We start from the raw sequence: 23,556 nt of genomic DNA on the forward strand, positions 1-23,556 counted from the left end.
CTTGTTTATAGGTGCCGATTTTAGCCATCTGTTCCAGCTTTCCCCGTTGAATATCAGTAAGGTGTGTGAAGGTGCGGTTTTCTATGATACAATTACTATTAGTCATGTAGATACCCCTTATACTTTTGCTTTGGTCGCTAACAAGTATATCGTATCTACATGATTTTTTCGTTTATTTCCTTATGCATTTCATTTTACAATTTACCTCTTGGATTTTTCATTAAAATTCGCTAAAAAAGTCTTTACCAAACCATTTTATCACTATATTCGACGAATGTCGCCATCCAAAAACTGTCTGCTTGTCGAATTTTCTGAGGACTTCAGTATGCAGGAGCCCGAAAAACGCACAGACATAGGCTTCCCTTCTCAGAAGAGTTCAGCTTGTCCGCGCGTTTCTGTTTGCGTGTTTCAATTATCATACTCATATAGTGCGTACTGTTCGATGACTGCTATCAATTTTTCGGCATAATCCGGATCTGTCGCATAGCCGCAATCCTGAAGAGCCTGAGCTGCTTCCTGGTAAGTGCTGGCCTGCAGAACTGCTGCGTATTGATTCGGATTCCAAGTGGTACCGTTGACGAAAAGCAGCGCATGGTCCTGTATCGATTCTGCCCAACTGTCGTAGACCCTGAATTTCGCTTGGATGGTGATCCATTCGCCGTTGTAGTACTCACTGGTAGACAGGAGCACCGTATTTCCCGGGTTATCGCCCTTCATACCGTAAAGATTATTGTAGACTACAGACAATTCGCTTTCCCCCCAGTCCGATTCGAGGATTGCTTGAGCGATGCTGATGCTGGCGTGGACACCGTAATTCGCTTGCATCTGCTGTGCGGCAGGGGCGATAGTACTGATGAAGTCTGTTCCCCGATTATTGCCGTACTCCGTGATTTCCGGCACACTCGGGGCAAAATCGCCAATCAGTGACAGACTGGCCATAAAACTGATCAACAAGAAAAATAAAATTTTTACGGTCTTAACGGACGCTGATTGCGGTAGTTTTCGAGCCCGCTTTCTCTTTCTTGCCATATATTCCTCCGTCTGTTTGGTTATGTGCTTTGCCTGTTATTGTTCGCTGTTCCCGAGCGCTTCATTATTCTTCAGGATGGCGATATACTCTTCCAATGTCAGATTGTTTTCGGTCATGTACATGGCGTTTTCGATACCTACATACCGAAAATGCCAAGGTTCAAAATTGATGCCGGTTATGGCTTCTTTTTCCTTTGGATAACGCAACACAAAACCAAATTTGGGTGCATTTTCTTTCAGCCACAGTCCCTCAGGATAATTCTCCAGATCCGGAAATAATCCTGAATTGCCTTCTTGATTGGCTAAGGCGGTCGACGTGATGTCTACTGCAAGTCCGGTTATATGTTCACTGGCATTCGGCAAGGCGATATATTCCTCTGTTTTCGTGCGTGCTTCTTCTTCCGACAAGCCCGAAGCTAGATAGTTCTGATAATTGACGTCATAGTTTGTTTGCTGTTGCTCGATGGAGCGATAACCTGAAATCATCGTGAAATCCATACCGGCAGCTTTCCCGGCTTCCATCAGTTGCAGATAAGGCTCTTGTATCCTGCTGTCGATCTGATAACCGCTCTCGGTCAGATACAGCTCCATTACAATTTCTTCAGCAAGCTGATTTTCTCGGTTCACCAATACCAGATTCCAATCGGCTGAGGAAGCTACAGGAGTCACGATCACTTTGGACTCCGATTCAGCAACTATGGCTGAGGAAGAGTCTTGCGATTCTTCGGAATGGGCGCTTATTTTCGAGTACTGCTGACTGTTTGACGGTTCATCGTCATCAGTTGTGCATCCTGTGAAAAAGAGCATCGCCAGCAAGAGTCCCGCTAGGAAACGCCGTCTTTGCGCGTACCGCTCAGGTGTATGGGAGTATTTTTTTTTCGGTTCCATCTTTTTACCTCTTCTGGTCTATATTTTTTGCTATGCCTATTTTAGCACAACTCGCCGCCAATCCACACCCAAAAGTAAGCCCGGGTTAGAATCCATACGAAAAGCCAAGATGGTTTCATCTCGGCTCTCTGGTTTATATTTAACTTATTCTGTAATTTTTGGGATGGTATCCGGTGTATTTTCATTGAACCATTCAAGTAGATTGATCTTTTTCGAATCGATCTGATGACGGATGATGCTGGGCAAGCGCAGATCGATGATATCTTTGTAGCTCCAGAAATCATAGTTGCACTCGAGTCGGAGTGTCGTGATTGCCGGTTTATGGATTTCTGAATCATGGACGGTTTCATCGGTGGTGTACCATTTGAAGTCGGCCAAATCCGTCGCTATCCACTTTTTGGCGACTTGATACTTCAGGAATTGATATTCTCTTACAGGGTTCTCTGCCACCTCAGGAAGAATTTCGGCATTGCGGCAAACTTTCTGGACAAGCATCCATTCGTAATCGGTAAACAATTTGGAAATGATCTGCATGTTCTCGGGTTTTAAACCATGCTCTCCTTTTTTCCAGCGATCCCAGCTCTGCGGCGAGATCCCTAGTTGATTGGCATAAAAAGCTTTTTCACTGACATATTGCTCTTTTATCGTATACAAGACAATTGTTATTAGTGCATTATTCATTTATGTAACCTCCAATCTTTCATGTTCTAATTATACACTTATTACGTGATAAAAGAAATGATTTGCCTGAAAAAAAGACACCGCTGTCTCAAAGTGTGTCCCCTCTTCGTTAGTGCGGGTCTGCTTACCGGAGGAGCGCGGGGGCATACGGGTTCAGTTCCGCTGAAGACTCCGCTCAACGGAGCACATAGGCAGCAATCGGGCTTACCTCCGACGAAGTGGTACTCCCGGGAGAAGACAAATAAAATGTGGATCGACTTCCGGCGAAGCCTCCGCTCGCCGGAGCAGAAGATCGCTGCACTCACCGCTCCGTGATTAGCCGCAAAGAGAGTTACCTGATAAAGGCAAAAAACGGGCCTATCTCGCAATGAGATAGGCCCTTGGTGCTATGATTGTGAAATTTTGATTTCCAGAGCGCGAATCATCACATCCTATTAGTCGAGTTCTGATTCGCAGATACCACTAACGTTTCGCAAACGACTATCGTCCACAAAAGAGGTGAACGGTAATCGTTTGCTCCAACGTACGGGTATCTAAACGCGAATCATCACATCCTATACTCTTTCTGGTTTGTAGATGATGGATCCGATTTCGTAGCCGTGTTCTTCGAGTCGGGCGCGGATGCCGTCGATATCTTTGCTTTCCAGCTGGATGACGACTTGGACATAGCCCATTTTGCGGTATGTCGCAATCTGTTGGATGTTGATGTTCTCATCGGAGAAGATATCCGTCAGGTCTTCAAGAACGCCTTTTTTGTCTTCATGGATATTGACGACAACACGGACACCAGGTGTATAATAGCCCAGCACATCGATGAAGGCGGAGAAGATATCCTTTTCGGTGATGATGCCGATCAGACGGTTGCCTGGCTCGACTACGGGCAGAACACTGATGCCATTTTCGCGCATCGTTACGGCTGCTTCTTCCAAAAGTGCTTCCTTGTTGATGGTCACAACGCGTTTTTCCATGATGTCAGCCACTGTCGTTTTGTTCAACAGGTAGTTGACCTCATGCATATCCAGGCTGGTCATGCTGGAAGGGGTGTTGCGTTCGATGATGCCCTCCGTGATCAAGCCTACGATAGTCTCGCCTTGAACGACCGGCAGACGGTGGATCTTGTGCTCTTTCATCAAATCCAAAGCTTCGATGATTTTTGTTGAAGGTTGAATCGTTACTAAATCCGTTGACATATAGCTTTGTACATCCATTGTTTAGCCTCCTAAGTAAGCTTTCTGAACTTCGTCACTTGCTAATAATTCTTCCCCGGTTCCGGTCAATACGATATTTCCCGTCTCCAATACATATCCGCGATTCGCGATCTTCAATGCAACGTTGGCGTTCTGCTCGATCAAGAGGATCGTTGTGCCTTGTTTCTGGATATCCTGGATGATGTGGAAAATTTCCTTGATGAAAATCGGCGCCAATCCCATCGAAGGCTCATCCAAAAGCAACAGCTTCGGCTTCGTCATCAAAGCGCGGCCCATCGCCAACATCTGTTGTTCCCCGCCGGACAAAGTGGCCGCATCCTGATTTTTTCTTTCGCGCAGAATCGGGAAACGTTCGAATACCGCTTCCAGATCACCGGCAAGGTTCTGTTTGTCTTTGCGGGTGAAGCTTCCCAAATCAAGGTTTTCCTGTACGGTCAAACCTTTGAATACATGGCGGCCTTCCGGAACTTGGGCGATCCCTTGTTCGACGATTTTTCGGGTCGCTACAGTATGGATCGGTTTGCCCAAATACTCGATTTCACCTGAAGATGGCTTCACCAGCCCGGAAATCGTACGCAAAATGGTGGACTTCCCTGCTCCGTTGGCTCCGATCAACGTCACGATTTCGCCCTCATTCACTTCAAAGCTGATATCTTTGATGGCTTGGATCATGCCATAGTGCACGGATAGATTTTTTACTTTCAGCACGTTAGTCGCCTCCTAGATAAGCCTTGATTACGGCTGGATTTTTTTGGATTTCTTCCGGTGTTCCCTTGGCAAGCAGACGGCCGTATTCCAATACATAGATTCTTTCGCACACATTCATGACCAAGGACATATCATGCTCGATCAGAACGACAGTGATTTTGAAATCTTTCTGTATTTTGCGGATCAACGCGGTCAATTCGGCAGTCTCTTGTGGATTCATACCGGCTGCCGGCTCATCCAAAAAGAGGATTTTTGGATCCGTCGCCAAGGCGCGGACGATTTCCAATCGACGTTGCTCGCCGTAAGGAAGATTTTTCGCCAGAACATCATATTTCTTTTCCAGTTCGAAAATGGCCAACAATTCCAAAGCTTTTTCACGCATTTCGGCTTCCTTGCGGTAGTAGGTCGGCGTGCGCAGCAAGCTGTGGAACGTACTCTCGCCCATCGTGCTGTGCATCGCGATCAATACATTATCGATAACCGTCAGTTCCTTGAAGAGACGGATATTCTGGAATGTACGCGCTAAGCCAAGGTCCGTAATTTTGTAAGGCGCTTTTCCGTTCAACAACACTTTTTTGTTGTCGATCTCCAATTCGATCGTACCTTCTGTCGGAACGTAAACGCCCGTCAGCAGATTGAAGAAGGTCGTTTTACCAGCGCCATTGGGACCAATCAGACCGACCAATTCATTTTCTTCGATCGCAAAATCGACATTGGATACAGCGGCCAAACCGCCGAAGTTTTTGGTCAATTCTTTTACTTCTAATAGGCTCATTATTGGACCTCCTTCTTAGCAGTATCTTTTTTCGCGAAACGCTTCATCAAACTTGACATCGTAAATTCGCGGTTGCCCAACAATCCGCCTGGACGGAATACCATGATGGCGATGATGGCAAGCGAGTAGAAGATCATCCGCAGCTCTCCGAACGATTGCAGATACGTATTCAGGACACCCAACACAACCGCCGCAACGATCGTGCCTGTTACGCTGCCGATACCGCCGAACACGACGATGATCAGCACATCGATAGATTTCTGGAAAGTGAAATCGCCAGGCGTGATTACGCTGAAGTATGTGCCGTACAAAGAACCTGCGATACTGGCAGTTGCCGCACCGATCATAAAGGCGATGACTTTGTAAGTCGTTGCGTTGACACCCATCGATTCAGCCGCAATCTCATCTTCACGGATGGCAATGGTCGCACGCCCCGGACTGCTGTGGATGTAGTTGATGGTGATGATGCTCGTTACGATCACAATAAGGAACAGGACCATAATAAAACTCATATTTGATTCAAACGGGAAAGAGATGCCGCTGATTCCGCGTGCGCCGTTCGTAAGATCGCCCATGTTCAGAATCAGGATGCGAATGATTTCCGCCACTCCCAGAGTCGCGATAGCCAAATAATCACCTTTCAGACGGAGTGTCGGAATGCCGACGATCAGCGCCACAACGATGGAAATGAACACCCCCACGAATAACCCTGAAAAAAAACCTGGCAAGCCTTCGATCTTATCACCGATGATGGCGCCACTATAGGCTCCGATTGCCATAAAACCAGCATGTCCCAGAGAAAACTGGCCAGAAAATCCGATGACCAGATTTAATCCGATCGCAAGGATGACATTGATCAGAATTGTCACTAACGTAATTTGATAGAAGGGAGAAATGACATTTGAGCTGACGCCGACAAACAGAACGACAACCATCAAAGCGATAAGAATGAGCCAACCTAGATTTGTTTTGTTCAATTGTTTCATCATTATCACCTACACTTTCTCTTTTGTATTTTTTCCGAAGATTCCGGAAGGCTTTACGATCAGGATGATGATCAGGATCAAGTACACGACTGCATCTTTGAACATCGATCCGCCATAAGCACTGACCAGCGTCTCGATGATGCCGATAACGTAGCCGCCGACCATGGCGCCTGGGATGATACCGATGCCGCCGAACACTGCCGCAACAAAGGCTTTCAGACCCGGTGTCACACCCATCAGTGGCGAAATCGAATTATAGTAGATACCGACCAATACCCCTGCCGCTCCGGCTAAGGAAGAGCCGAGGACGAACGTGAAGGAAATGACGTTATCCACGTTGATCCCCATCAATTGTGCTGCTTCAGGATCGGTACTTACTGCCCGCATCGCTTTCCCCATCTTTGTGTACTTTACGATGACCTGCAAAGCGATCATCAAGATGACTGTCGTCAGGAAAATCAGAATTTGCTGCGAGTTGATGGTCACCCCGCCGAATGTCCAATTCCGGATGACCAAAGCGGTAGGGAAGGCTTTTACTTGAGGCCCCATAATATAAATCATCACATTTTGGAGTAAATAAGAAACCCCGATGGCTGTAATCAGTGTCGCTACCCTGGTCGCGCCCCGCAATGGTTTGTAGGCGATCTTCTCGATGACCACCCCTAAAATGGCACAAAAAATCATTGAAATCAGAATGGATGGGAAAAGGCCGAGGCCGACGTTTTGGATCAAAGCATATCCAAGGTACGCGCCCACCATGTAAATGTCCCCGTGGGCAAAGTTAATCAATTTGATGACACCGTATACCATGGTGTACCCTAGCGCAATCAGGGCGTAGATACTTCCCAACGATATACCGTTTATCAGCTGTTGAACTAAATTTTCCATTTTACACCTCTCTTTTCTTCTGCTGGACAGAAGTCTTTTATTTATTATACTGCATTGTTCGGATATAGTTTACTATTATTCACGCACGATGAGGGATTACTTTACGATGAGGTAAAACATAAAGAAAGGTGCTAAGCAAATTCTGCCAGCACCTCATTGTGTTACTTTGGAATCAAACGGTCTATTCAGGTTTCAATGCCACAATCTCGCGCACCAGTGTTTTTATTTAGCTGGTTCCACAATAGAATTGCCGACTTCTACACCATCTTGCAATTCGATTACGAAAGCGGATTTGATAGGGTTGTGGTTCTCATCAAATGAGAAGGTACCCGTTACGCCTTCGAAATCTTCAGTTGCCGCTAAAGCATCTGTGATTGCTTGAGGATCTGTGCTGTCAGCATTCGCAATTGCATCGAATACCAATTGCGCAGCATCGTAAGCCAAAGCTGCGAATGAATCTGCAGGCTTGCCGTACTCTGCTTCAAAATCAGCCAAGAAGTCTTGTACTTTAGGATCTTCACTGTTCGGAGTAAAGTGGCTCGCGTAGAATACATTGTCCACATTGTCTGCACCTGCCAATTCAACCAAGGTTGAGTTAGCGAAGCCATCCGGTCCTAGGATCGGTTGCACAATACCCATTTCGCGGGCTTGCTTGATGATCAATCCGCCCTCTTCATAGTATCCAGGCAGGAAGATGACATCATAGTCCAGATTTGCGATATTCGTCAGTATTGCTTTGAAGTCTGTATCGCCGGCTGTGAAGTTTTCTTCCGCTACGATGTCTCCAGTGAATGTTTCTTTGAACGCATCAGCCAAGCCGATCGCGTAGTCAGTCGAATTATCCACTAAGATGACAGCTTTTGTAGCTTGCAGGTCTGTTTGAGCGAATTCTGCCAAAGCTTTACCTTGGAAAGAATCCTGGAAACATACGCGGAATACGTATTCCAGAACGGAATCGCCATCCATCGTTACGCCATCGCCTGTAGCAGCCGGAAGGATTGCTGGCACTTTTGCTCTTGTGACTGCTGGAGATTGTGCATTCGCTGCACCCGTTGTAGCAGGTCCTAAGATTGCGACAACATTATCTTCGGTAGCTAAACGAGTCGCAACCGATGTGGATTCTGAAGGCTCAGATTTATTATCGTAAGATACGTACTCAATCTCTTTACCCAATAAGCCATCTGCAGCGTTCTGTTCTGCAACCGCCATTTTGATTCCTTCGTCCATCAGCGTGCCGTATGCACTCGCACCGCCTGATAATTCGAAGTTACCACCCAATTTGATTGTATCGCTCTCTTCTGTCGTTGCGCCATTGCCGCATGCTGCAAGTACGAATACAGATGCTAGACCCATCAAAAATTTCTTTTTCATCTAAATAATCCTCCCCATCTCACTATATATTAATAATTCGTTGCAATTTCAAAGAAAAGGCCCTCATCCTTCTCCTTAAAATTTAATGTCATTAGTATAGAATATTCTGACAATTTAAGCAACCCAATTTTGGCCTTTTTTGGCAAAAAGCGAATGTTCTTTTTTCACCCTACCTGAAAAAGCCGCCGTTGCAACAATTCCAATAAAATGACTTGCCCCAAAAAGGACATTTCTTATCCAAAAATAGCCGTTTTTTCTCATTTTTCGAAAAGCTACTCTAAACAATGAAGTAAATACAAGTGTATTATTTGCACAATAATGTGAAAATGCCTTGATAAAAATCAAAAAATGCTTATGATTGAGATATTATTTCATTTCGAGAGGAAGTATCGTACTTACTATGATTCATTTGGATAAGGAGAAATTCCGCGTAGGCATGCGTACGACCAAATCCGGCGTTGCTGTCGGCTTTTGTGTGCTGCTGTTCAAATTATTGGACCGAGGTTCGCCTATGTTGGCCGGCTTGGCGGCAGTCTTTGCTTTGCGTGAAGATTGCTCACAATCACTGCATCATGGCATCCGCCGTGTCGGAGGTAATACTGTCGCCGGTGTCTTGGGGGTAACCTTGATCGCAGTCAAAGATTTCCTCGGACTGGATTTTTCTGTGGATTTCTTCGGTACGATCATCGCCATCATCATCCTGATCACGGTCTGCAACATTATGGACATGTCCACAGCTATCGTCGGAGCCACCGCGACTTTTCTTGTCGTTTTCTACAACATAGACGATGCAGAGAAAATCACCTATGCCATCCAAAGGGTACTGGATACCGTCATCGGCACTTCCATCGCCATCGGAGTCAACTACCTATTGCCTGGTTCACCTCAAACACCAGCCGATAATTGTTGATGTCTCTAAAGAAGAAAAACGCGCAAGCGGCCTATTTGATGGCTCTTGCGCGTTTTTCTATTCTTACTTTTATTCAACTGACTTGAGTGCTTCGATCATGTCCACTTGTTTCAGTTTGCGGTGCATAATCAACATGACAACACTTGAGAACAACAACGAAAGTAACCCTGCATACAGGTAGCTGATCGGCATAATGGTCGGTGGGAACATCATGAAGTCAATTTCCACCATTTTAAGAACGACTGTACTCAAAATTTTTCCGAGGACAAAACCGAACAAAATACCCAACAAAGTTAAGACCAATGACTCTCTGTAGATGTACATGCTCACTTCCACATCATAGAACCCCAAAACTTTAATTGTCGACAGTTCTCTGATCCGCTCCGAAACATTGATGTTCGTCAGGCTGTACAGCACAACGAAAGCCAATGAGGCTGCCGACACAATCAATACCAAGGTGACGACATCCAGGCTCCCTAAGGTTTCAGCGAAGCTGCGATCGACGGAATTAATGAATGTCACCAGCGCCACCGCCTGTTCTCCCATCACTTCAGATCCGAAGCTCCGTTCCCAACTTTCCGGTTCGTCAAACAGCAAAAGATCAGTTGTCGGTTCCACAGCTTGGATAAAAATCTCTTCATAAAGGGATGGCGTCAAGTAAATGTAATGGTTGACGTAGTTCTCGGTGACAGCCTGGATCGGAATCTGATAGGTCTGCATTTCATCATTGCGGATTTCGATGCTGTCGCCCGGTCCGACGTCTGCCAGGTTCGCTAATTTTTCCGAAATGACGGCTCCCTCATCCGTCAACGCGATCGGTTCTTGAGTTATACGATCGCGTAAGCTGACAAAATCCGGGAGATTTTCGCTTTCCAGCGGCGCGAAGACCGTGACGTTCTGCAGGTTTACCCCTTTTTTATCCAGTTTGTAGCTTTCTTGCACTACCTTGAGATGATCCGTTATTTCAGGAGTTGCAGCGACCAGTTCATCATAGGAGGCGATTTCTTCTGCGCTCGCTTCCGGACGCATCGCCGTGATTGCGTTATAGCGCATCACATCGTTGAACTGGGTATCCGCCAATCCGGAGATGGAATTTTTGATACCGTATCCGGTCAATATCAAGGCGGTACAGCCGGCAACGCCCAAGATCGTCATCATGTTGCGCGCTTTGTAGCGCATCAAATTACGTACCGTAATCTTCGAGTTGAAGCTGAGACGGTCCCAAATGAACGTCACGCGTTCCAAAAGCACACGTTTGCCATTCTTCGGCGCTTTCGGACGCATCATCATAGCCGGGTTTTCCCGCAACGAGGCATGTGCCGCCCACGCAGCCGGTCCGATGGTGCACAGCAGCGCGATAGCAATGGAAATCAGTGCATAGGACAAGTAGTAGGTAATCTTTACGGAAGGCAGACTGTACATGGATCCATAGGCATCAAAGATGACCGCAGGGAAAATATTGTATCCGGCCACCAAACCGAGTGAGGTCCCTACGATGCAGGCGATCGCTGCATAGATCAGATATTTTTTGGCGATATCGAAATCACTGTAACCGAGGCCTTTCAGCGTCCCCATCTGCTGGCGCTGCTCATCCACCATCCGGGCCATCGTTGTGAAACTCACCAAAGCCGCAATCAGGAAGAAAAACACCGGGAAAATCTCTGCGATGGCCGAGATGCGGTCCGCATTGTCGCGGTATTCCTGGTAACCAGGGTTCCCGGACCGATCCGTCACGTAGTAGACCGGCTCAATCAGATCGGCCAAGGCTTGCTTCGCTTCTGCGACCTGACGTTCCCCGTCGGCTATTTCGATTTCTGCATCGACGCGTTCGGCTGTAAAAGTGACCAAACCTTCCTGATAAGCCGCTTCGCCCTGCTGGATTTCCTGCCAAGCTTCCCCGAGGGCCTGTTCACCGCTCACGCGTTGACTTTCCAACTCTGACCAACCATTATTGATCTGTATCTGGCCATCCTCCAGTTGCGAGAAGGCCGATGCCAATTCCAATCGACCATTCTCCAACGCAATCCCTTGTTCAGCAAATTGAGCGTCAGCAGCTGCGATTTGGGCTTCGGCATCTGCCATGAATGCCGCAATCTTTTCTTCCAGCAGTTGCTGTTGATCCAGCAACTCTTCCCCTCTGGCGGCTAATTCGTTGCCGGCCGACTCAAGAAGGCGCTGTTCCTCCAGGAGGGCGGCCTCTTCACTGGCTCGTTCTGCCTGGAAAGCAGCGGCTGCGGCGGTCAAGGCTTCTTGGCGGGTGGACAAGGAGGCACCCTCTTGCTCCAGCTCACTTTGGTGGACAGTCAATTCCGTTTCGGCTTGCGCCAGCGCGGCCCGTTCCGCATCCAAAGCTGCCTGCTCTTCATCCAGAGCAGTTAAGCGTTCTGCCACGCTCGGGTCCGTCTCCGGATCCAGCTCTTCCAAGGCTGCCCTTTCTGAATCGATAGCGGCTTGTCGTGTGGAGAATTCCGCTTGTTTGATTGCTTTCTCCGTTTGGAAAGCCATCATGTCAGCAGTGAAAATAGCCAGCTCTTTCTGGTAGGCTGCTGCATCCGCCTCCAAACTCATCTGTTCCGCCAAAAGCAGCTCGCCTTTTGATGCTAAGGCCGCTGCCCGTTCCTGCAGCTCTAGAGCTTTCATTTCCAGCGAACTTTGGGTCGCTTCAACTTCAGCCTGTCCGTCGAGCAGCATTTGCGCCAGTTCAGCGATTTCGCGTCCTTCCGGTGTATCGGGCAGGCTTGCCAGCAGCGCATCCAATGAAGCGTCGGAATCGTTCTGTCCTTGCAGGGCTTTTTTCTGCGCCTCCCAGGCAACTTTTGCTTCATCGTAGAGCGCTTTATTTTCCAGATAGGTCGCCAGGCCTGCTCGGTACTCCGCCATGCCCGCATCGATTTCAGCTTGGCTTGCAGTCAAAGTGCTCTCGGCTTGGGCGATTTTGTCCAGAAACAACTGGCGATTCTCCTCATAGAGTGCTGTGCCGTCATCCAATTGTTGGCGGGCATCCTGCAGTTCCTGCTCGGCTTCCGCAAGTTTGTCTTTGCCCTCCTGCAGTTCATCTTCCGCATCTCTGATCTTCCGTTGACCCTCCGCACGGATTTCATTGATGCGCTCCAACGGTCTCCCGTTCAAAGCAAGCTCCACTTCATCGGCCAATCTGTCCACTTGTTCATCATAGGCGTCCGTGTAGCCTGTTTCCGCCACAGTCGGAGCCATCGTCAGATAAGCTTCCGTATAGATGCTGCCGAGAATATCCGATTCGGGTACGACAACGAAAGCATCCAGGCTGCCCTTCCCGACATTGGTGGAACCACGCATTATCGTTTCGATGTACATCGGCGAATCAACGAAGCCGACGACCGTGTATTCTTGTTCCTTCAAGGAGATGCGGTTTTCTTTTTCTTCATCACTAAGGTCTTCGTCGGACTCATGGCGGAAAGTGATGGTATCGCCGATCTGATAAGTACTGCTCAGATTCTGTTTCGCATCCAAGGCGACTTCGCCGCTTGTTTCCGGCAGTCTGCCGTCTACTAGCGCATATGCGTTGACCGGATCCGCACCGCTTTGCAGCGGGAATACTTTTACGAGAAAGTCACTGCCTTCCATTTCGATGTCCACTGTCCGCATCGGATGGACAGACAGATCGGCCGTTTCATCCAAAATGGCGATGTCCGCTTCTTCCAATCCGTAGGTAGACAAAACTTTCAGGTCATACAGGTTATTGTCTTCATAATATTGGTTGGCGGTGTCCAGCATATCCGGACCCGCCGCTTTGATGCCGGCAAAGAAAGCCACGCCCAAAGTGATGATGGCCAATAAAGCGAGGAAACGTGCCTTACTTTTGCCAATCTCTATCCAGATGTCTTTCCATAGCGCCTTCTTCTTCATCGTCTTCTCCCCCTCCTACCATTCGATTTCTGATACTGGTTTAGGGTTTGGATTTTCATGGATTGCCCTTACTTTAGCATTGTTGATTTCGATGATGCGGTTCGCCATGGCTGCGATAGCTTGGTTGTGGGTGATGACGATGACGGTTGTTCCCGTATCAAGGCATGTATCCTGCAGCAGCTTCAGCACTTGTTTGCCCGTTTCGTAATCCAGTGCCCCAGTCGGCTCATCACAAAGCAGCAACTTGGGCTGTTTAGCCAACGCACGGGCGATGGCGACGCGTTGCTGTTCGCCTCCGGATAGTTGGGCCGGAAAGTTATCCATGCGCTCGCCCAAGCCTACTTCCCGCATGACCTCGGCAGCATCGCGGGCATGTGGGGATATTTGCGAAGCAAGCTCCACATTCTCCTTAGCGGTCAGGTTAGGCACCAGATTATAGAATTGGAAGACAAAACCGACATCCCTCCGCCTGTAGGTCGTCAACGCTTTTGAAGTGAACTGTGAGATATCAACCCCGTCGATGCTGATGTGCCCTTCATCGGCATCATCCATTCCTCCAAGGATATTCAGAACAGTGGATTTTCCGGCTCCACTGGGGCCCAGTATCACGACAAACTCCCCTTCGTTGATGTCGAAGCTGATCTTGTCGTTGGCTGTGATCCGAGTTTCGCCCATTTGATAGAATTTGCTGACATTCTTTAAGGAAATGTACGCCATTATGTATCCCTTCATTTCTTGAGTGATTTTTATTTTGAAGCATCCCGGAAAACTTATCCGTACTACACTTACCTATCGTAATAGTACTATGGTATACAAAAGCGCGCGGATATGCAATCGGCACCTCCACCTCTGGATAAGACTGCCCCGGACGAGTATGCAAAAAACGACCCGGGAAACTTGAACGTTTCTCCTGCAGTCGTTTTTCATTGTCCAAACTGTCCTATTCGACGATGTTGACGGCGATCTTTTCCAATGTGCGGGGCCGATCATGCAGATAGCCGTGCGGATAGCCCGCCACCATTCCGGCGACAGGCGTAAAACCGTCGGGAATCTGCATTTTTTCACGGATCCCTTCAGCGTCCAACGTGCCGTTCGCCATGATTCCCATCAGGAAGCAGCTACCTAAAAGTTCTGCTGTTGCTTGCAGATGCATATTTTCGACGATGGTTGCTGCGCTTGCGATACTTCCAGGTTTGGCCGGTTCCTTAGCGGAAACAACGAAAAAGGCCGGCGCTCCATACAAAGGATCCTTGTCCGTACTGCCCGTCACGTCCTTTGCCGCCGATGTAATCGCTGCCAATATTTCCGGATTCTTAATGACTGTGATATGGTAATCCTCAAAGCGACCGCGGCTGATCGGTGCATTTTGCCCGGCTTGCAGCATCAGTTCCACTTGCCCTTGGGAAAGTGCAAACTTCTGGAAGCTGCGTGTTGTTTGTCTCGTATGCATTACTTTCATAAAATCCATTTCAATTCCCTCACTTCTTCAAAAATAACTCTATACTCATTATACTCTTTCGGGCATAAAAATAGAACGGAAATCCTGGACAGCAGAAAAAAACGATTATCTTTGGGTATGGATACAGTATAGGCGCAATCTCTGATTATTTAATGAAGGAAAGCATCTTTTTTCGTGACCCTTCCGGAAAAAAAGCCATTTTCAGTTGGACATATCTGTGATAAAGTAAGTGCAGCAAAAGAACGGAGAAAATACATAACATGAAAACACGCATCATTATTGTCGGTGGCGGTTCGAGCGGTCTGATGGCAGCTTGCACGGCTGCCGAAGCGGGAGCGGAAGTGACGCTCCTCGAACAAAACCCCAGTCTCGGAAAAAAATTACTCTTGACAGGCGGGGGACGCTGCAACGTCACCAACAACCGTCCCGAAGAAGAAATCATCCGGCACATTCCCGGAAACGGAAAATTCCTGCACAGCAGCTTTACCCAATTCAGTCAATATGACATCATGACCTTTTTCATCGAACGCGGCGTCGCCCTGAAGGAAGAGGATCACGGTCGGATGTTCCCTGTCACAGATAAAGCCAGAACAATTCTCGAAGCTTTCATCGAGGAACTGAAGCGGCTGCAGGTCCAGATTCGGACCAACATAAAAGTCGAGCGTATCCTGATCGAAAATGAACAGGTGACCGGTGTCCTTTTGGAAGATGGCGAGATTCTCCCGGCCGATCGGATTATCCTGGCAACTGGAGGAAAAGCCCTGCCGCGAACTGGATCCAAAGGCGACGGCTATAAGTTTGCCAAAGCTGCTGGACATACCATCACGGAACTATACCCGACCGAAGCGCCGATAACTTCCGATGCGGACTTCATTCGTGCAAGCGAACTGAAGGGACTTTCCTTGCGCAACGTTGCACTCAGCATCAGAAATAAAAAAGGCAAAACAGTCGTTTCCCACCAGATGGACATGATCTTCACCCACTTCGGTGTGTCCGGTCCCGCAGCTTTGCGTTGTTCGATGTTTGTCCACCAGACAATGAAGCGCGATAAAACCGAGACGGTCACGATGTCCTTGGATGTCCTGCCGGAACTTTCATTGGGCGCTGTCGAACAACAATTGCAAAAGCTCATCAAGGCCCAACCGGAAAAGAGCGTCAAAAACGGCTGGAAAGACCTCATGCCGGAACGCTACCTGTTGTTCGGTTGCACGCAGGCGGCCATCGATCCGCAGAAGTCATTAAAGGAATTGACTCCGAAAGAAATCAAAGCTTTCGCGGACTTCTGCAAAAATTTCTCATTCGAAGTGAACGGCACGCATCCGTTGGATAAAGCTTTCGTCACTGGCGGGGGCGTCTCAACGAAGGAAATCAATCCGAAGTCGATGGAAAGCAAACTGACAAAAGGACTTTATTTCTGCGGTGAACTGATCGACTACAACGGCTACACAGGCGGATATAACATCACCGGCGCCTTTGTTACAGGGCACACTGCCGGACAACATGCCGCTGCGGGTCTGCATACATAAAAATATCCCATACAAAAAGAGAACGGGGCAACCTCCCAATGAGGCAGCTCCGTTCTCTTTTTTCTATATTGTAGGAAAAATATAAATTTCTCTGTACTCAAAAGTGCGTCACCATTGGTGCTTCAAAGAACTGCAAAATTTTCCATGCAATCCAAAGCGTTGGCTAGCTTCACGGGTTAGCCCCTCGGAAAGGGATAAAGGAACCCCTTGTCTCTACCGAGCCAAGGATACTATTCGACTAACCTGCTGACGCAGGAAGTCTCTCAGCAATTGCGCTCTTCGATGCTCATTCAGGGTCAGATTTCCTAAATTTCTTTCGGGGCTGAGCGAACCCGTTCAGCTTTTCTTATCTCGCCAGTTTCTTAATGATGAAGACTTTCAGGTAATCGCTTGTTTCGCTGCCTGGCGGAACAGCAAAATCGTTCGGCAGATGGAATGTCTCCATGATGCGGTAATCGCATCGGCTGTTCTTGAAGGCTTGGGCGATATCCTGTTTGAAGTTCTTTTCCTTGTAGTTGGCAGCGTTGGACGACACAATCAGCGTGCCATCCGCTGCGGTGATCTGGATCAATTCCTCCAACAATTGCGTATAATCTTTCGTTACCGAAAATGTGCGCTTTTTTGTGCGGGCAAAGCTTGGCGGATCGATGATGGTCACGTCATACTGCAATTCCTTTCGGATCGCGTAGCGGATGAAATCGAAGACATCCATTACATAGATTTTCTGTTGCTCGCCATCCAGGTTATTGACGGCGAATTGTTCCTTTGTCCGTTCCAACGAACGGTTCGCAACATCGACACTCGTCGTTTCGATCGCCCCGCCCATGGCTGCTGCCACAGAGAACGCGCCGGTGTAGCTGAACGTGTTCAAGACCCGTTTGCCTGCCGCATAACGCTCCGTCAGAGCGCCGCGTACCTCGCGCTGATCCAGAAAAATGCCCGTCATCAGTCCATCGTCCAGATACGTCGCATAGTTGATGCTGTTCTCCTTCACGATTAGGGGCGTCGGGGCTGCATCACCCCTGACGTAGCGGCTGATCAGGCCATCCTTCCGTTGGTAACGGAATTTTTCATAGATGCCCTTCGTTTCCGGGAAGACCGCTTGGAAGGCAGCGATAATGGCGGTCTGGTAGCGGAAGATGCCTTCGCTGTACCAAGATACCACCGCAAACCCGTCGTAATGATCGATGGTAACACCAGGGATACCGTCCCCCTCCGCATTGAAAAGCCGATAGGTAGTCGTTTCCGGGTCCGATTGCAAGTCCGTGCGCTTACGTTTCGCTTTTTCAAACTGTTTTTTGAAGAATGCTTCATTGAAACTATCCGCGTTATCCAAGGAAAATACCCAACCGACGCCTTTGTTCTGTTTAGCCAAATAGGCTTTTGCGACGAATTTTTGGCGGGAATCGACCAGCTCGACCAGTTCCCCTTCATCGAAGCTGAGCTCGTTTGGGAAATCTTCCATTTGGAGCAAGGGATTGCCTGCCTTAATTTTTTTCTCGCTTATTTGTGTAATCGTAATTTTTTTCATAATTTACTTCCTTTATAGTCGATTATCCGTTCTGCACTGCTTTTTTTGATGATACCCATATGCTGTAGCCGATTGCGGCACCCAACGTATTAAAGAAGACATCATCGATATGCGTGACGCCCGTCTGAAAGATGAGCTGGAGGAACTCAATCATGCTGGAAAAAAGAAAACCCATCGCTGTCACTTTGGAGAAGCTGCATTTTTTTCTGAACAGATAAGGCCCCATGTAGCCCAGCGGCATAAACCAGACAACGTTCCCCCATGAATTGTACCATGCCGAAAATCCGGAATCCCCATAAAAGAGTTTGACCGTATCCACCAACGGCAGCCAATGGATCGCTGACCAATCGATTTTGTGATACTCGACGGTACAGAAGGTCACCTCATTGCGGAAAACCGTCAGTTGAAGCAACAATACGATGTAGATAAACAAAGCATGCAGCAACCCTTCCTTATATAAGGGGATTTTCTTGCCCGTCTTGCGGTGTCTGCGCAGCAGGTAGGCGGCTCTTAGAACCAGAAAAATCAAATAGTACAGTATGGTCTTGTCCACGCTGTTGAAAACTAATTGTATGAGCGGAAAATGATTAACGGATGACTCCAGCGAAGCAGCCAACCACTCATACAGCCCTTGTAAAAATATCATAATCTACGCTCACCTTTGTCAGTTTCGTTCCTTTAAACAGATACTTTGAAAGTCCCATTTTCTCGAAAAATCCTTAAAAAAGCAACTATTCTTGAGAAAAACTTAGGAAAAACTTTACGGGGCTTCGATTGACTATCAAAAGCATTCAGAATATAATGACACTAGCTCATTTTACATAAAATTCACAAACAACACACATAAACCAAAAAAATTCACAGGAAATTTACATGTGTTCCACACGATATCATAGGAGGTCTCTTTTTTGAAACAAAAATTAACTGAACAGTTGCAGACGCGATTCGGATTTTTCCTTTTCGCCGTCGTCCTTTTCTGGCTGAAGACCTATTTCGCTTATCACACAGCGTTCTCTTTAGGCGTAGACGGTTGGTTTCAGCAGCTGATTCTTTTTATCAACCCAATTGCCACGACTTTATTGATTCTCGGGATTTCGCTTTTTGTTAAGAGCCCTAAAAAAGGCTACAGAAGCTTGATTGCTCTGTATGTACTGAATTCGATCCTGTTGTTCGCCAACATCATCTACTACCGCGAATTTACGGACTTCCTGACAATCAAAACCATCTTCGGTTCAGCCAACGCAACCAAAAACTTAGGTTCCGGAGTCATCGCCATGATGCAGCCGCTGGATCTGTTCTATTGGATCGATGCTTTTGTCCTCATCTATGTCTATAAGAAATTCGTTAGCAAAAATCGCGACGAACGTATCTTCAAGAAAAGATGGGCGTTTGCGACAGTTGCTGCCTCGATCGCTCTCTTCGCCGCTAACTTAGGCCTTGCTGAAATAAGCCGACCGCAATTGCTGACAAGAACTTTTGATCGCAACTACATCGTCAAATACTTGGGTATCAATGTCTTCACCCTCTATGATGGCATCAAGACTGCTCAAGCCAACCAAGTGCGCGCAAGTGCGGACAGCTCAGATATGGCTGCCGTTCTTGATTACTTAGGTACACATTATGCCGAACCCAACGAAGCAAACTTCGGGCAAGCAGAAGGCAAAAACGTCGTCTACATCCATCTGGAAAGTATGCAGCAGTTCCTGATCGATCTGTCATTGACTGATGAAACAGGCATGACGGCTGAAGTGACACCATTCCTGAACAGCTTGTATCACAGCAGTGATTCTTACAGTTACAGCAACATTTTCCATCAGACGGGCCAAGGAAAAACAAGTGATGCCGAACTGATGCTGGACAATTCACTGTTCGGATTGCCGCAAGGTTCGGCCTTTACACAAATCGGTGCGGACAACACCTTCCAATCAGCACCGGCCATCTTGGGCGAAACCTTTGGCTACACATCAGCTGTTTTCCACGGGAATGTCGGTTCTTTCTGGGATCGCGATAATGTTTATAAATCTTTCGACTATGATTATTTCTTTGATGCCGGCAGCAGTTACACACTGACGGATGAGAACTCAGTCGAGTACGGCTTGAAAGATAAATTGTTCTTCCAAGAATCGGCGCAATACCTCGAGCAATTACCGCAGCCTTTCTATGCAAAGTTCATAACCGTTTCGAATCACTTCCCGTTCCCTGAAGACGAGATGAATAACACGTTCACTCTGGATACCGGTGACGAAACGATTGACGGTTATTTCAATACTGCTCATTATGCCGATGAAGCCTTGGCTGAATTTTTCCAATATATGAAGGACGCAGGCCTTTATGATAATACGCTTTTCGTATTGTACGGCGACCACTTCGGTATTTCCAGTTCCCGCAACGAAACGTTGGCGCCGCTCATCGGAGCCAATCCGGATTTGTGGGGTGCCTATGACGATGCCATGATGCAGCGTGTTCCTTTCATCATCCATAATCCTGGTTCCGGTACCGGCCAGATCAGTGATGTTTATGGTGGCCAGATCGATATCTTGCCTACCGTGATGCATCTTTTGGGTGTTGACACATCAGCCTATGTCCAACTTGGACAGGATCTGATGTCAGCGCAAAATGAGGGGATCGTTGTTTTCCGTAATGGCAGCATCGTGACGAGCGAATATACCATCTTAGGAAATACCGTTTATCATACCCAAACAGGCACGCTGGCTTATCAGACAGAAGAAGTAGTCGAAAAAGTTGCTCAGATCCGGGCGCAAGCAGAACTGCAGTTGGCCATCTCCGATCAAATCATCAACGGTGATTTGTTGCGCTTCTACACACCGGATGGATTCGTTCCGGTTGATAAAAGCCTGCACGGCTATGTGGATTCCCCTTCAAGATTGGAAGAGGACATCGCAGAATTGGGTGACCTGAACACTTCCTTGTACTATACGAACCACGGCGTTTCAACCGTGCCGCTTTATCAGACGGACGCTCCTGAGTTCCCGGCCAACCAAGCCATTGCTGAAGAAAATGCAATGCAAGAACAACCCGCTGCTGAGGAAGTCCCAGCAGAAGGACAGACAGAAACAGTTGAATAACCAAAATAGCTGCCGGAATTTAAAAATTCCGGCAGCTATTTTTTTAACTATTTTTTTCGATTGCTGCTTTCGTCGGTAATGTAATCGTGAAAATTGTTCCCTCGCCCGGATTGCTCTCCACATCAATGGTTCCCTTATGGTTCATCACTAATGATTGGACCACCGCCAAACCGATTCCTGATTCGCCAAATTTCGTGTTCTTTCTGGAAACATCCACTTTGTAGAACCTTTCCCAGATGCTCGTGATATCCTTCTTCTCGATGCCGATGCCCGTGTCTTTGACCTGAATGATTTGCTGATCGCCATCCGGGAAAGACGACAGGGTGATGGTTCCGTTTTTCGTGAACTGGATAGCGTTCTGGGTGAGGTTCACCATGATCTGGATAAAGCGATCATAGTCCGCGTAAATCCGGTCCGCTGCATCCACCTGAACGATGATCAGATCGTCCTTCGCCTGCGCTTTTGTCCGCATCTGCTCCGCAACATTCTCCAATGCTTCTTTAGCCGAAAATTCCTGTTTCACTAAAATAATCTGGTTGGAGCGGATCTTTTCATAATCAAGATTCTCATTAACCAAACGAATCAGCCGTTTGGTTTCTTTCTGCATCAGTTGCATACTCCGGTCCCGACTGCCTTCGGGGATCATATGATGCTGAATTCCCTCGAGAATGCCGTTGATTGTCGTGAGCGGCGTACGCATTTCATGGGCAACATCCATCATAAACTGGCGCCGCAAATTCTCTTGGCGTTCGACTTCCTCATTGGAGGCTTTCAAAGACCTTGCCATTTGGTTGAAATCCTCCGACAGCTCATCAAACTCATCTTTGTGATGATTCTCCAGTGAGATATCGAAATTGCCTGAAGCGATCTCATGGGTGGCCCTGCGCATGCGTTTAATGCGCCTTGTCAGATAGTTGGCGATGCCGAGACTCAATACAATCGCGATGCCCCCGGAAGTCAGCACAGCCACAAGCAGGTTGTGTTCAATCTCATTGATTTCGTCCTCGATGCCTTTTACCGGCGAACCGACTGCTATGAAGCCTGTGAATTCATTCGTAGTTGCATTGAACAGAGGAAGATAGACCGTCAAGAAGCGCTTCTTTTCGTTCAGGAAGCCACGATCCCGTTCAGTCAAAGAAATCCGGTCGCCTTCCGATAGCCTCTCAAAATCCTCCGCGCTGATTCCGCTCGTATACAGATCCGTTGCTTGCGGATAAACCATGCGGTCTTCGGCATCGAAGATGGCGAACGAGACATCCTGGTTGGAAACCAAGGTAGATCCATTTTCCAATTGTTGGATCGTCATGTTCTGATCGATGATCGATTCGGCATAGCCGTAAAGCTGTGCCTCTTTTTCGTCGTAGATATTACTGGTGACGTATTGGATGATCAGGATGCCTGTCGTACTCACGGTTATCAGAATCAGAGCAAAAAAGGCCAGGATTTGTTGATAGACATACTTCATTTATCCTCTACTCCACTATCATCGAATTTGTAGCCGACTCCCCAAACCGTCTGGATCACTTGCGGTCCGACCGCTTCTATTTTTTGCCGTAATTTCTTGATGTGGGCATCGATTGTGCGCTCATCCCCGTAGTAAGGGTCTTCCCAGATCCGGGTCAAAAGGTGCTCTCTCGAAAATACTTGTTTCGGGTGTTCGGCCAAAAGCGCGAACAGTTCAAATTCTTTCGGCGTCAAGCTTTCGATTTGTTTCCCGTCAAGGTAGGCTTCGCGCGTGATCGTGCTGATTTTGACATGATCGGTGAGCACGTCGAAATCATCAGTGGCCTGCGCTTGCGCGTGATCGACCTTAGCGCGACGGTGCATCGCTTTGATGCGGGCTATCAACGTCAACGGACTGAACGGCTTCGTAACATATTCATCCGCCCCGATTTCCAGGCCGATAACCTGATCACTTTCAGAATCGCGCGCTGTCAGCATGATGATCGGTACGAACTGGGAAATTTTCCTTACTTCGCGACAGACCTGCATCCCATCCATGCTCGGCAGGTTCAGATCGAGGATAATCATGTCCCATTTTCTGTCTGCTGCCGCGAACGTCTCCAGACCTTCTTTTCCATCATGCTTGAATACAGCTTGCCAGCCCTCATTCTCAAAAAACATCGCCATCATTTCGCAGACGGCTTCATTGTCTTCTATCATCAAAATTTCCATAGCGATTCCCCTTTTCATTTCCTCCATTATATCTTTTTTTCCCATAAGCGGCATCATTTCCAGTCTACGATACTACATACGTTTGAAGTTTCTGTGAAATAATTGGGAAATCGCCGGTTCCAATTAAGAAAAGCTGAACGGGTTCGTTCAGCCCTGATTAAGGAAACACTGTGACCTAATCGGTCAAGTGTATCATGCCTCTAAGCGATTGAAATCGCAAGAGTCATGACAATTTAGGAAATCTGTCCACGCAACGTTCCCTACGGTCACCTTGTACTGGGGCTCTAAGGGATGAATCCCTAAGAGTCCCATGCAACTGAGCATCGAAGAGCGCAATTGCTGAGAGACTTCCGAAACAAAGGAATCAACGTGACCGTACCGGTCAGTTGTATCATGTTTCTAAGCCATCAAAGATGGCAAGAACCATGACAAGTCGAACAGTATGTCTTG

20 protein-coding genes are annotated in these 23,556 nt (G+C 47.6%); 3 read left to right on the plus strand and 17 right to left on the minus strand.

Features of this window, described 5'->3' with window-relative positions; translation table 11 throughout:
- Nucleotides 1-408 precede the first annotated feature (408 nt).
- The 10 genes from BMZ71_RS11025 to BMZ71_RS14950 all read right to left on the minus strand — a co-directional run bounded on the left by BMZ71_RS11025 (nt 409) and on the right by BMZ71_RS14950 (nt 8,795).
- Nucleotides 409-1,029, minus strand: coding sequence for a glycoside hydrolase family 73 protein (locus BMZ71_RS11025; RefSeq protein ID WP_086989312.1), 621 nt, complete (start codon nt 1,027-1,029; stop codon nt 409-411).
- Between the two features lie 36 nt (nt 1,030-1,065).
- The gene (locus tag BMZ71_RS11030) at nt 1,066-1,917 is read right to left on the minus strand and encodes a M15 family metallopeptidase (protein WP_086989311.1); all 852 of its coding nucleotides are present in this window, start codon (nt 1,915-1,917) and stop codon (nt 1,066-1,068) included.
- A 144-nt stretch (nt 1,918-2,061) separates the two neighbouring features.
- Nucleotides 2,062-2,598, minus strand: a complete 537-nt coding sequence (locus BMZ71_RS11035; RefSeq protein WP_068560885.1) for a hypothetical protein — start codon at nt 2,596-2,598, stop codon at nt 2,062-2,064.
- A 554-nt stretch (nt 2,599-3,152) separates the two neighbouring features.
- Complete coding sequence (locus BMZ71_RS11040; protein WP_086989310.1) at nt 3,153-3,806, minus strand: CBS domain-containing protein; 654 nt, start codon at nt 3,804-3,806, stop codon at nt 3,153-3,155.
- Nucleotides 3,807-3,809: 3 nt separating this feature from the next.
- Nucleotides 3,810-4,478 carry an ABC transporter ATP-binding protein gene (locus BMZ71_RS11045; protein ID WP_068561051.1) on the minus strand — a complete coding sequence of 223 codons (669 nt, stop codon included), beginning with the start codon at nt 4,476-4,478 and terminating at the stop codon, nt 3,810-3,812.
- A gap of 37 nt (nt 4,479-4,515) precedes the next feature.
- Nucleotides 4,516-5,289: an ABC transporter ATP-binding protein gene (locus BMZ71_RS11050; RefSeq protein ID WP_068560889.1), complete on the minus strand. Its 774-nt coding sequence runs from the start codon at nt 5,287-5,289 to the stop codon at nt 4,516-4,518.
- Complete coding sequence (locus tag BMZ71_RS11055; protein ID WP_086989327.1) at nt 5,289-6,275, minus strand: branched-chain amino acid ABC transporter permease; 987 nt, start codon at nt 6,273-6,275, stop codon at nt 5,289-5,291. Before BMZ71_RS11055 ends, BMZ71_RS11050 begins: the two co-directional genes overlap by 1 nt.
- Nucleotides 6,276-6,284: 9 nt before the next feature.
- On the minus strand, nt 6,285-7,163 hold the full coding sequence (locus tag BMZ71_RS11060; RefSeq protein ID WP_086989309.1) for a branched-chain amino acid ABC transporter permease: 879 nt from the start codon (nt 7,161-7,163) through the stop codon (nt 6,285-6,287).
- Between the two features lie 222 nt (nt 7,164-7,385).
- Nucleotides 7,386-8,534, minus strand: coding sequence for an ABC transporter substrate-binding protein (locus tag BMZ71_RS11065; protein ID WP_086989308.1), 1,149 nt, complete (start codon nt 8,532-8,534; stop codon nt 7,386-7,388).
- A gap of 114 nt (nt 8,535-8,648) precedes the next feature.
- Entirely contained in the window at nt 8,649-8,795 is a 147-nt protein-coding gene (locus BMZ71_RS14950; protein WP_177187596.1) for a hypothetical protein, read from the minus strand.
- A gap of 139 nt (nt 8,796-8,934) precedes the next feature.
- Here BMZ71_RS14950 and BMZ71_RS11070 point away from each other — a divergent pair, with 139 nt between their 5' ends.
- The gene (locus tag BMZ71_RS11070) at nt 8,935-9,444 is read left to right on the plus strand and encodes an FUSC family protein (protein ID WP_086989307.1); all 510 of its coding nucleotides are present in this window, start codon (nt 8,935-8,937) and stop codon (nt 9,442-9,444) included.
- Between the two features lie 69 nt (nt 9,445-9,513).
- On the opposite strand, the gene BMZ71_RS11075 is transcribed toward BMZ71_RS11070, so the two are convergent.
- The 3 genes from BMZ71_RS11075 to BMZ71_RS11085 all read right to left on the minus strand — a co-directional run bounded on the left by BMZ71_RS11075 (nt 9,514) and on the right by BMZ71_RS11085 (nt 14,797).
- A complete protein-coding gene (locus BMZ71_RS11075; protein WP_086989306.1) occupies nt 9,514-13,329 on the minus strand; it encodes an FtsX-like permease family protein in 3,816 nt (1,271 codons plus the stop codon).
- 15 nt (nt 13,330-13,344) lie between these two features.
- Nucleotides 13,345-14,046, minus strand: coding sequence for an ABC transporter ATP-binding protein (locus BMZ71_RS11080; protein ID WP_068560898.1), 702 nt, complete (start codon nt 14,044-14,046; stop codon nt 13,345-13,347).
- A 223-nt stretch (nt 14,047-14,269) separates the two neighbouring features.
- Nucleotides 14,270-14,797 carry a nitroreductase family protein gene (locus tag BMZ71_RS11085; RefSeq protein ID WP_086989305.1) on the minus strand — a complete coding sequence of 176 codons (528 nt, stop codon included), beginning with the start codon at nt 14,795-14,797 and terminating at the stop codon, nt 14,270-14,272.
- Nucleotides 14,798-15,048: 251 nt separating this feature from the next.
- Between BMZ71_RS11085 and BMZ71_RS11090 the strand changes: the two genes are divergently transcribed.
- Nucleotides 15,049-16,314, plus strand: coding sequence for a BaiN/RdsA family NAD(P)/FAD-dependent oxidoreductase (locus tag BMZ71_RS11090; RefSeq protein WP_086989304.1), 1,266 nt, complete (start codon nt 15,049-15,051; stop codon nt 16,312-16,314).
- Nucleotides 16,315-16,660: 346 nt separating this feature from the next.
- Here the strand turns inward: BMZ71_RS11090 and BMZ71_RS11095 are convergent, their stop codons facing one another.
- Together BMZ71_RS11095 and BMZ71_RS11100 are read right to left on the minus strand one after the other, a co-directional pair.
- On the minus strand, nt 16,661-17,845 hold the full coding sequence (locus tag BMZ71_RS11095; protein WP_086989303.1) for a class I SAM-dependent rRNA methyltransferase: 1,185 nt from the start codon (nt 17,843-17,845) through the stop codon (nt 16,661-16,663).
- Between the two features lie 22 nt (nt 17,846-17,867).
- Nucleotides 17,868-18,491, minus strand: a complete 624-nt coding sequence (locus BMZ71_RS11100) for a VanZ family protein (RefSeq protein ID WP_086989302.1) — start codon at nt 18,489-18,491, stop codon at nt 17,868-17,870.
- A gap of 262 nt (nt 18,492-18,753) precedes the next feature.
- On the opposite strand from BMZ71_RS11100, the gene BMZ71_RS11105 reads away from it, so the two are divergent.
- Nucleotides 18,754-20,931: an LTA synthase family protein gene (locus BMZ71_RS11105; protein ID WP_086989301.1), complete on the plus strand. Its 2,178-nt coding sequence runs from the start codon at nt 18,754-18,756 to the stop codon at nt 20,929-20,931.
- Between the two features lie 43 nt (nt 20,932-20,974).
- Here the strand turns inward: BMZ71_RS11105 and BMZ71_RS11110 are convergent, their stop codons facing one another.
- Complete coding sequence (locus tag BMZ71_RS11110; protein ID WP_068560911.1) at nt 20,975-22,396, minus strand: sensor histidine kinase; 1,422 nt, start codon at nt 22,394-22,396, stop codon at nt 20,975-20,977.
- Entirely contained in the window at nt 22,393-23,106 is a 714-nt protein-coding gene (locus tag BMZ71_RS11115; protein WP_086989326.1) for a response regulator transcription factor, read from the minus strand. The genes BMZ71_RS11110 and BMZ71_RS11115 overlap by 4 nt, the downstream gene beginning before the upstream one ends.
- Between the last annotated feature and the right edge of the window lie 450 nt (nt 23,107-23,556).

The sequence above is a fragment of the Trichococcus flocculiformis genome (assembly GCF_900113645.1).
GTDB classification, from domain to species: Bacteria; Bacillota; Bacilli; order Lactobacillales; family Aerococcaceae; genus Trichococcus; species Trichococcus flocculiformis.

What these genes read in the sequence shown, in the direction of transcription:
- BMZ71_RS11025 (WP_086989312.1), bottom strand. Translation starts at nt 1,029, where the DNA reads ATGGCAAGAAAGAGAAAGCGGGCTCGAAAACTACCGCAATCAGCGTCC.
- BMZ71_RS11030 (WP_086989311.1), bottom strand. Translation starts at nt 1,917, where the DNA reads ATGGAACCGAAAAAAAAATACTCCCATACACCTGAGCGGTACGCGCAA.
- BMZ71_RS11035 (WP_068560885.1), bottom strand. Translation starts at nt 2,598, where the DNA reads ATGAATAATGCACTAATAACAATTGTCTTGTATACGATAAAAGAGCAA.
- BMZ71_RS11040 (WP_086989310.1), bottom strand. Translation starts at nt 3,806, where the DNA reads ATGGATGTACAAAGCTATATGTCAACGGATTTAGTAACGATTCAACCT.
- BMZ71_RS11045 (WP_068561051.1), bottom strand. Translation starts at nt 4,478, where the DNA reads ATGATCCAAGCCATCAAAGATATCAGCTTTGAAGTGAATGAGGGCGAA.
- BMZ71_RS11050 (WP_068560889.1), bottom strand. Translation starts at nt 5,289, where the DNA reads ATGAGCCTATTAGAAGTAAAAGAATTGACCAAAAACTTCGGCGGTTTG.
- BMZ71_RS11055 (WP_086989327.1), bottom strand. Translation starts at nt 6,275, where the DNA reads ATGAAACAATTGAACAAAACAAATCTAGGTTGGCTCATTCTTATCGCT.
- BMZ71_RS11060 (WP_086989309.1), bottom strand. Translation starts at nt 7,163, where the DNA reads ATGGAAAATTTAGTTCAACAGCTGATAAACGGTATATCGTTGGGAAGT.
- BMZ71_RS11065 (WP_086989308.1), bottom strand. Translation starts at nt 8,534, where the DNA reads ATGAAAAAGAAATTTTTGATGGGTCTAGCATCTGTATTCGTACTTGCA.
- BMZ71_RS14950 (WP_177187596.1), bottom strand. Translation starts at nt 8,795, where the DNA reads ATGAGAAAAAACGGCTATTTTTGGATAAGAAATGTCCTTTTTGGGGCA.
- BMZ71_RS11070 (WP_086989307.1), top strand. Translation starts at nt 8,935, where the DNA reads ATGATTCATTTGGATAAGGAGAAATTCCGCGTAGGCATGCGTACGACC.
- BMZ71_RS11075 (WP_086989306.1), bottom strand. Translation starts at nt 13,329, where the DNA reads ATGAAGAAGAAGGCGCTATGGAAAGACATCTGGATAGAGATTGGCAAA.
- BMZ71_RS11080 (WP_068560898.1), bottom strand. Translation starts at nt 14,046, where the DNA reads ATGGCGTACATTTCCTTAAAGAATGTCAGCAAATTCTATCAAATGGGC.
- BMZ71_RS11085 (WP_086989305.1), bottom strand. Translation starts at nt 14,797, where the DNA reads ATGGATTTTATGAAAGTAATGCATACGAGACAAACAACACGCAGCTTC.
- BMZ71_RS11090 (WP_086989304.1), top strand. Translation starts at nt 15,049, where the DNA reads ATGAAAACACGCATCATTATTGTCGGTGGCGGTTCGAGCGGTCTGATG.
- BMZ71_RS11095 (WP_086989303.1), bottom strand. Translation starts at nt 17,845, where the DNA reads ATGAAAAAAATTACGATTACACAAATAAGCGAGAAAAAAATTAAGGCA.
- BMZ71_RS11100 (WP_086989302.1), bottom strand. Translation starts at nt 18,491, where the DNA reads ATGATATTTTTACAAGGGCTGTATGAGTGGTTGGCTGCTTCGCTGGAG.
- BMZ71_RS11110 (WP_068560911.1), bottom strand. Translation starts at nt 22,396, where the DNA reads ATGAAGTATGTCTATCAACAAATCCTGGCCTTTTTTGCTCTGATTCTG.
- BMZ71_RS11115 (WP_086989326.1), bottom strand. Translation starts at nt 23,106, where the DNA reads ATGGAAATTTTGATGATAGAAGACAATGAAGCCGTCTGCGAAATGATG.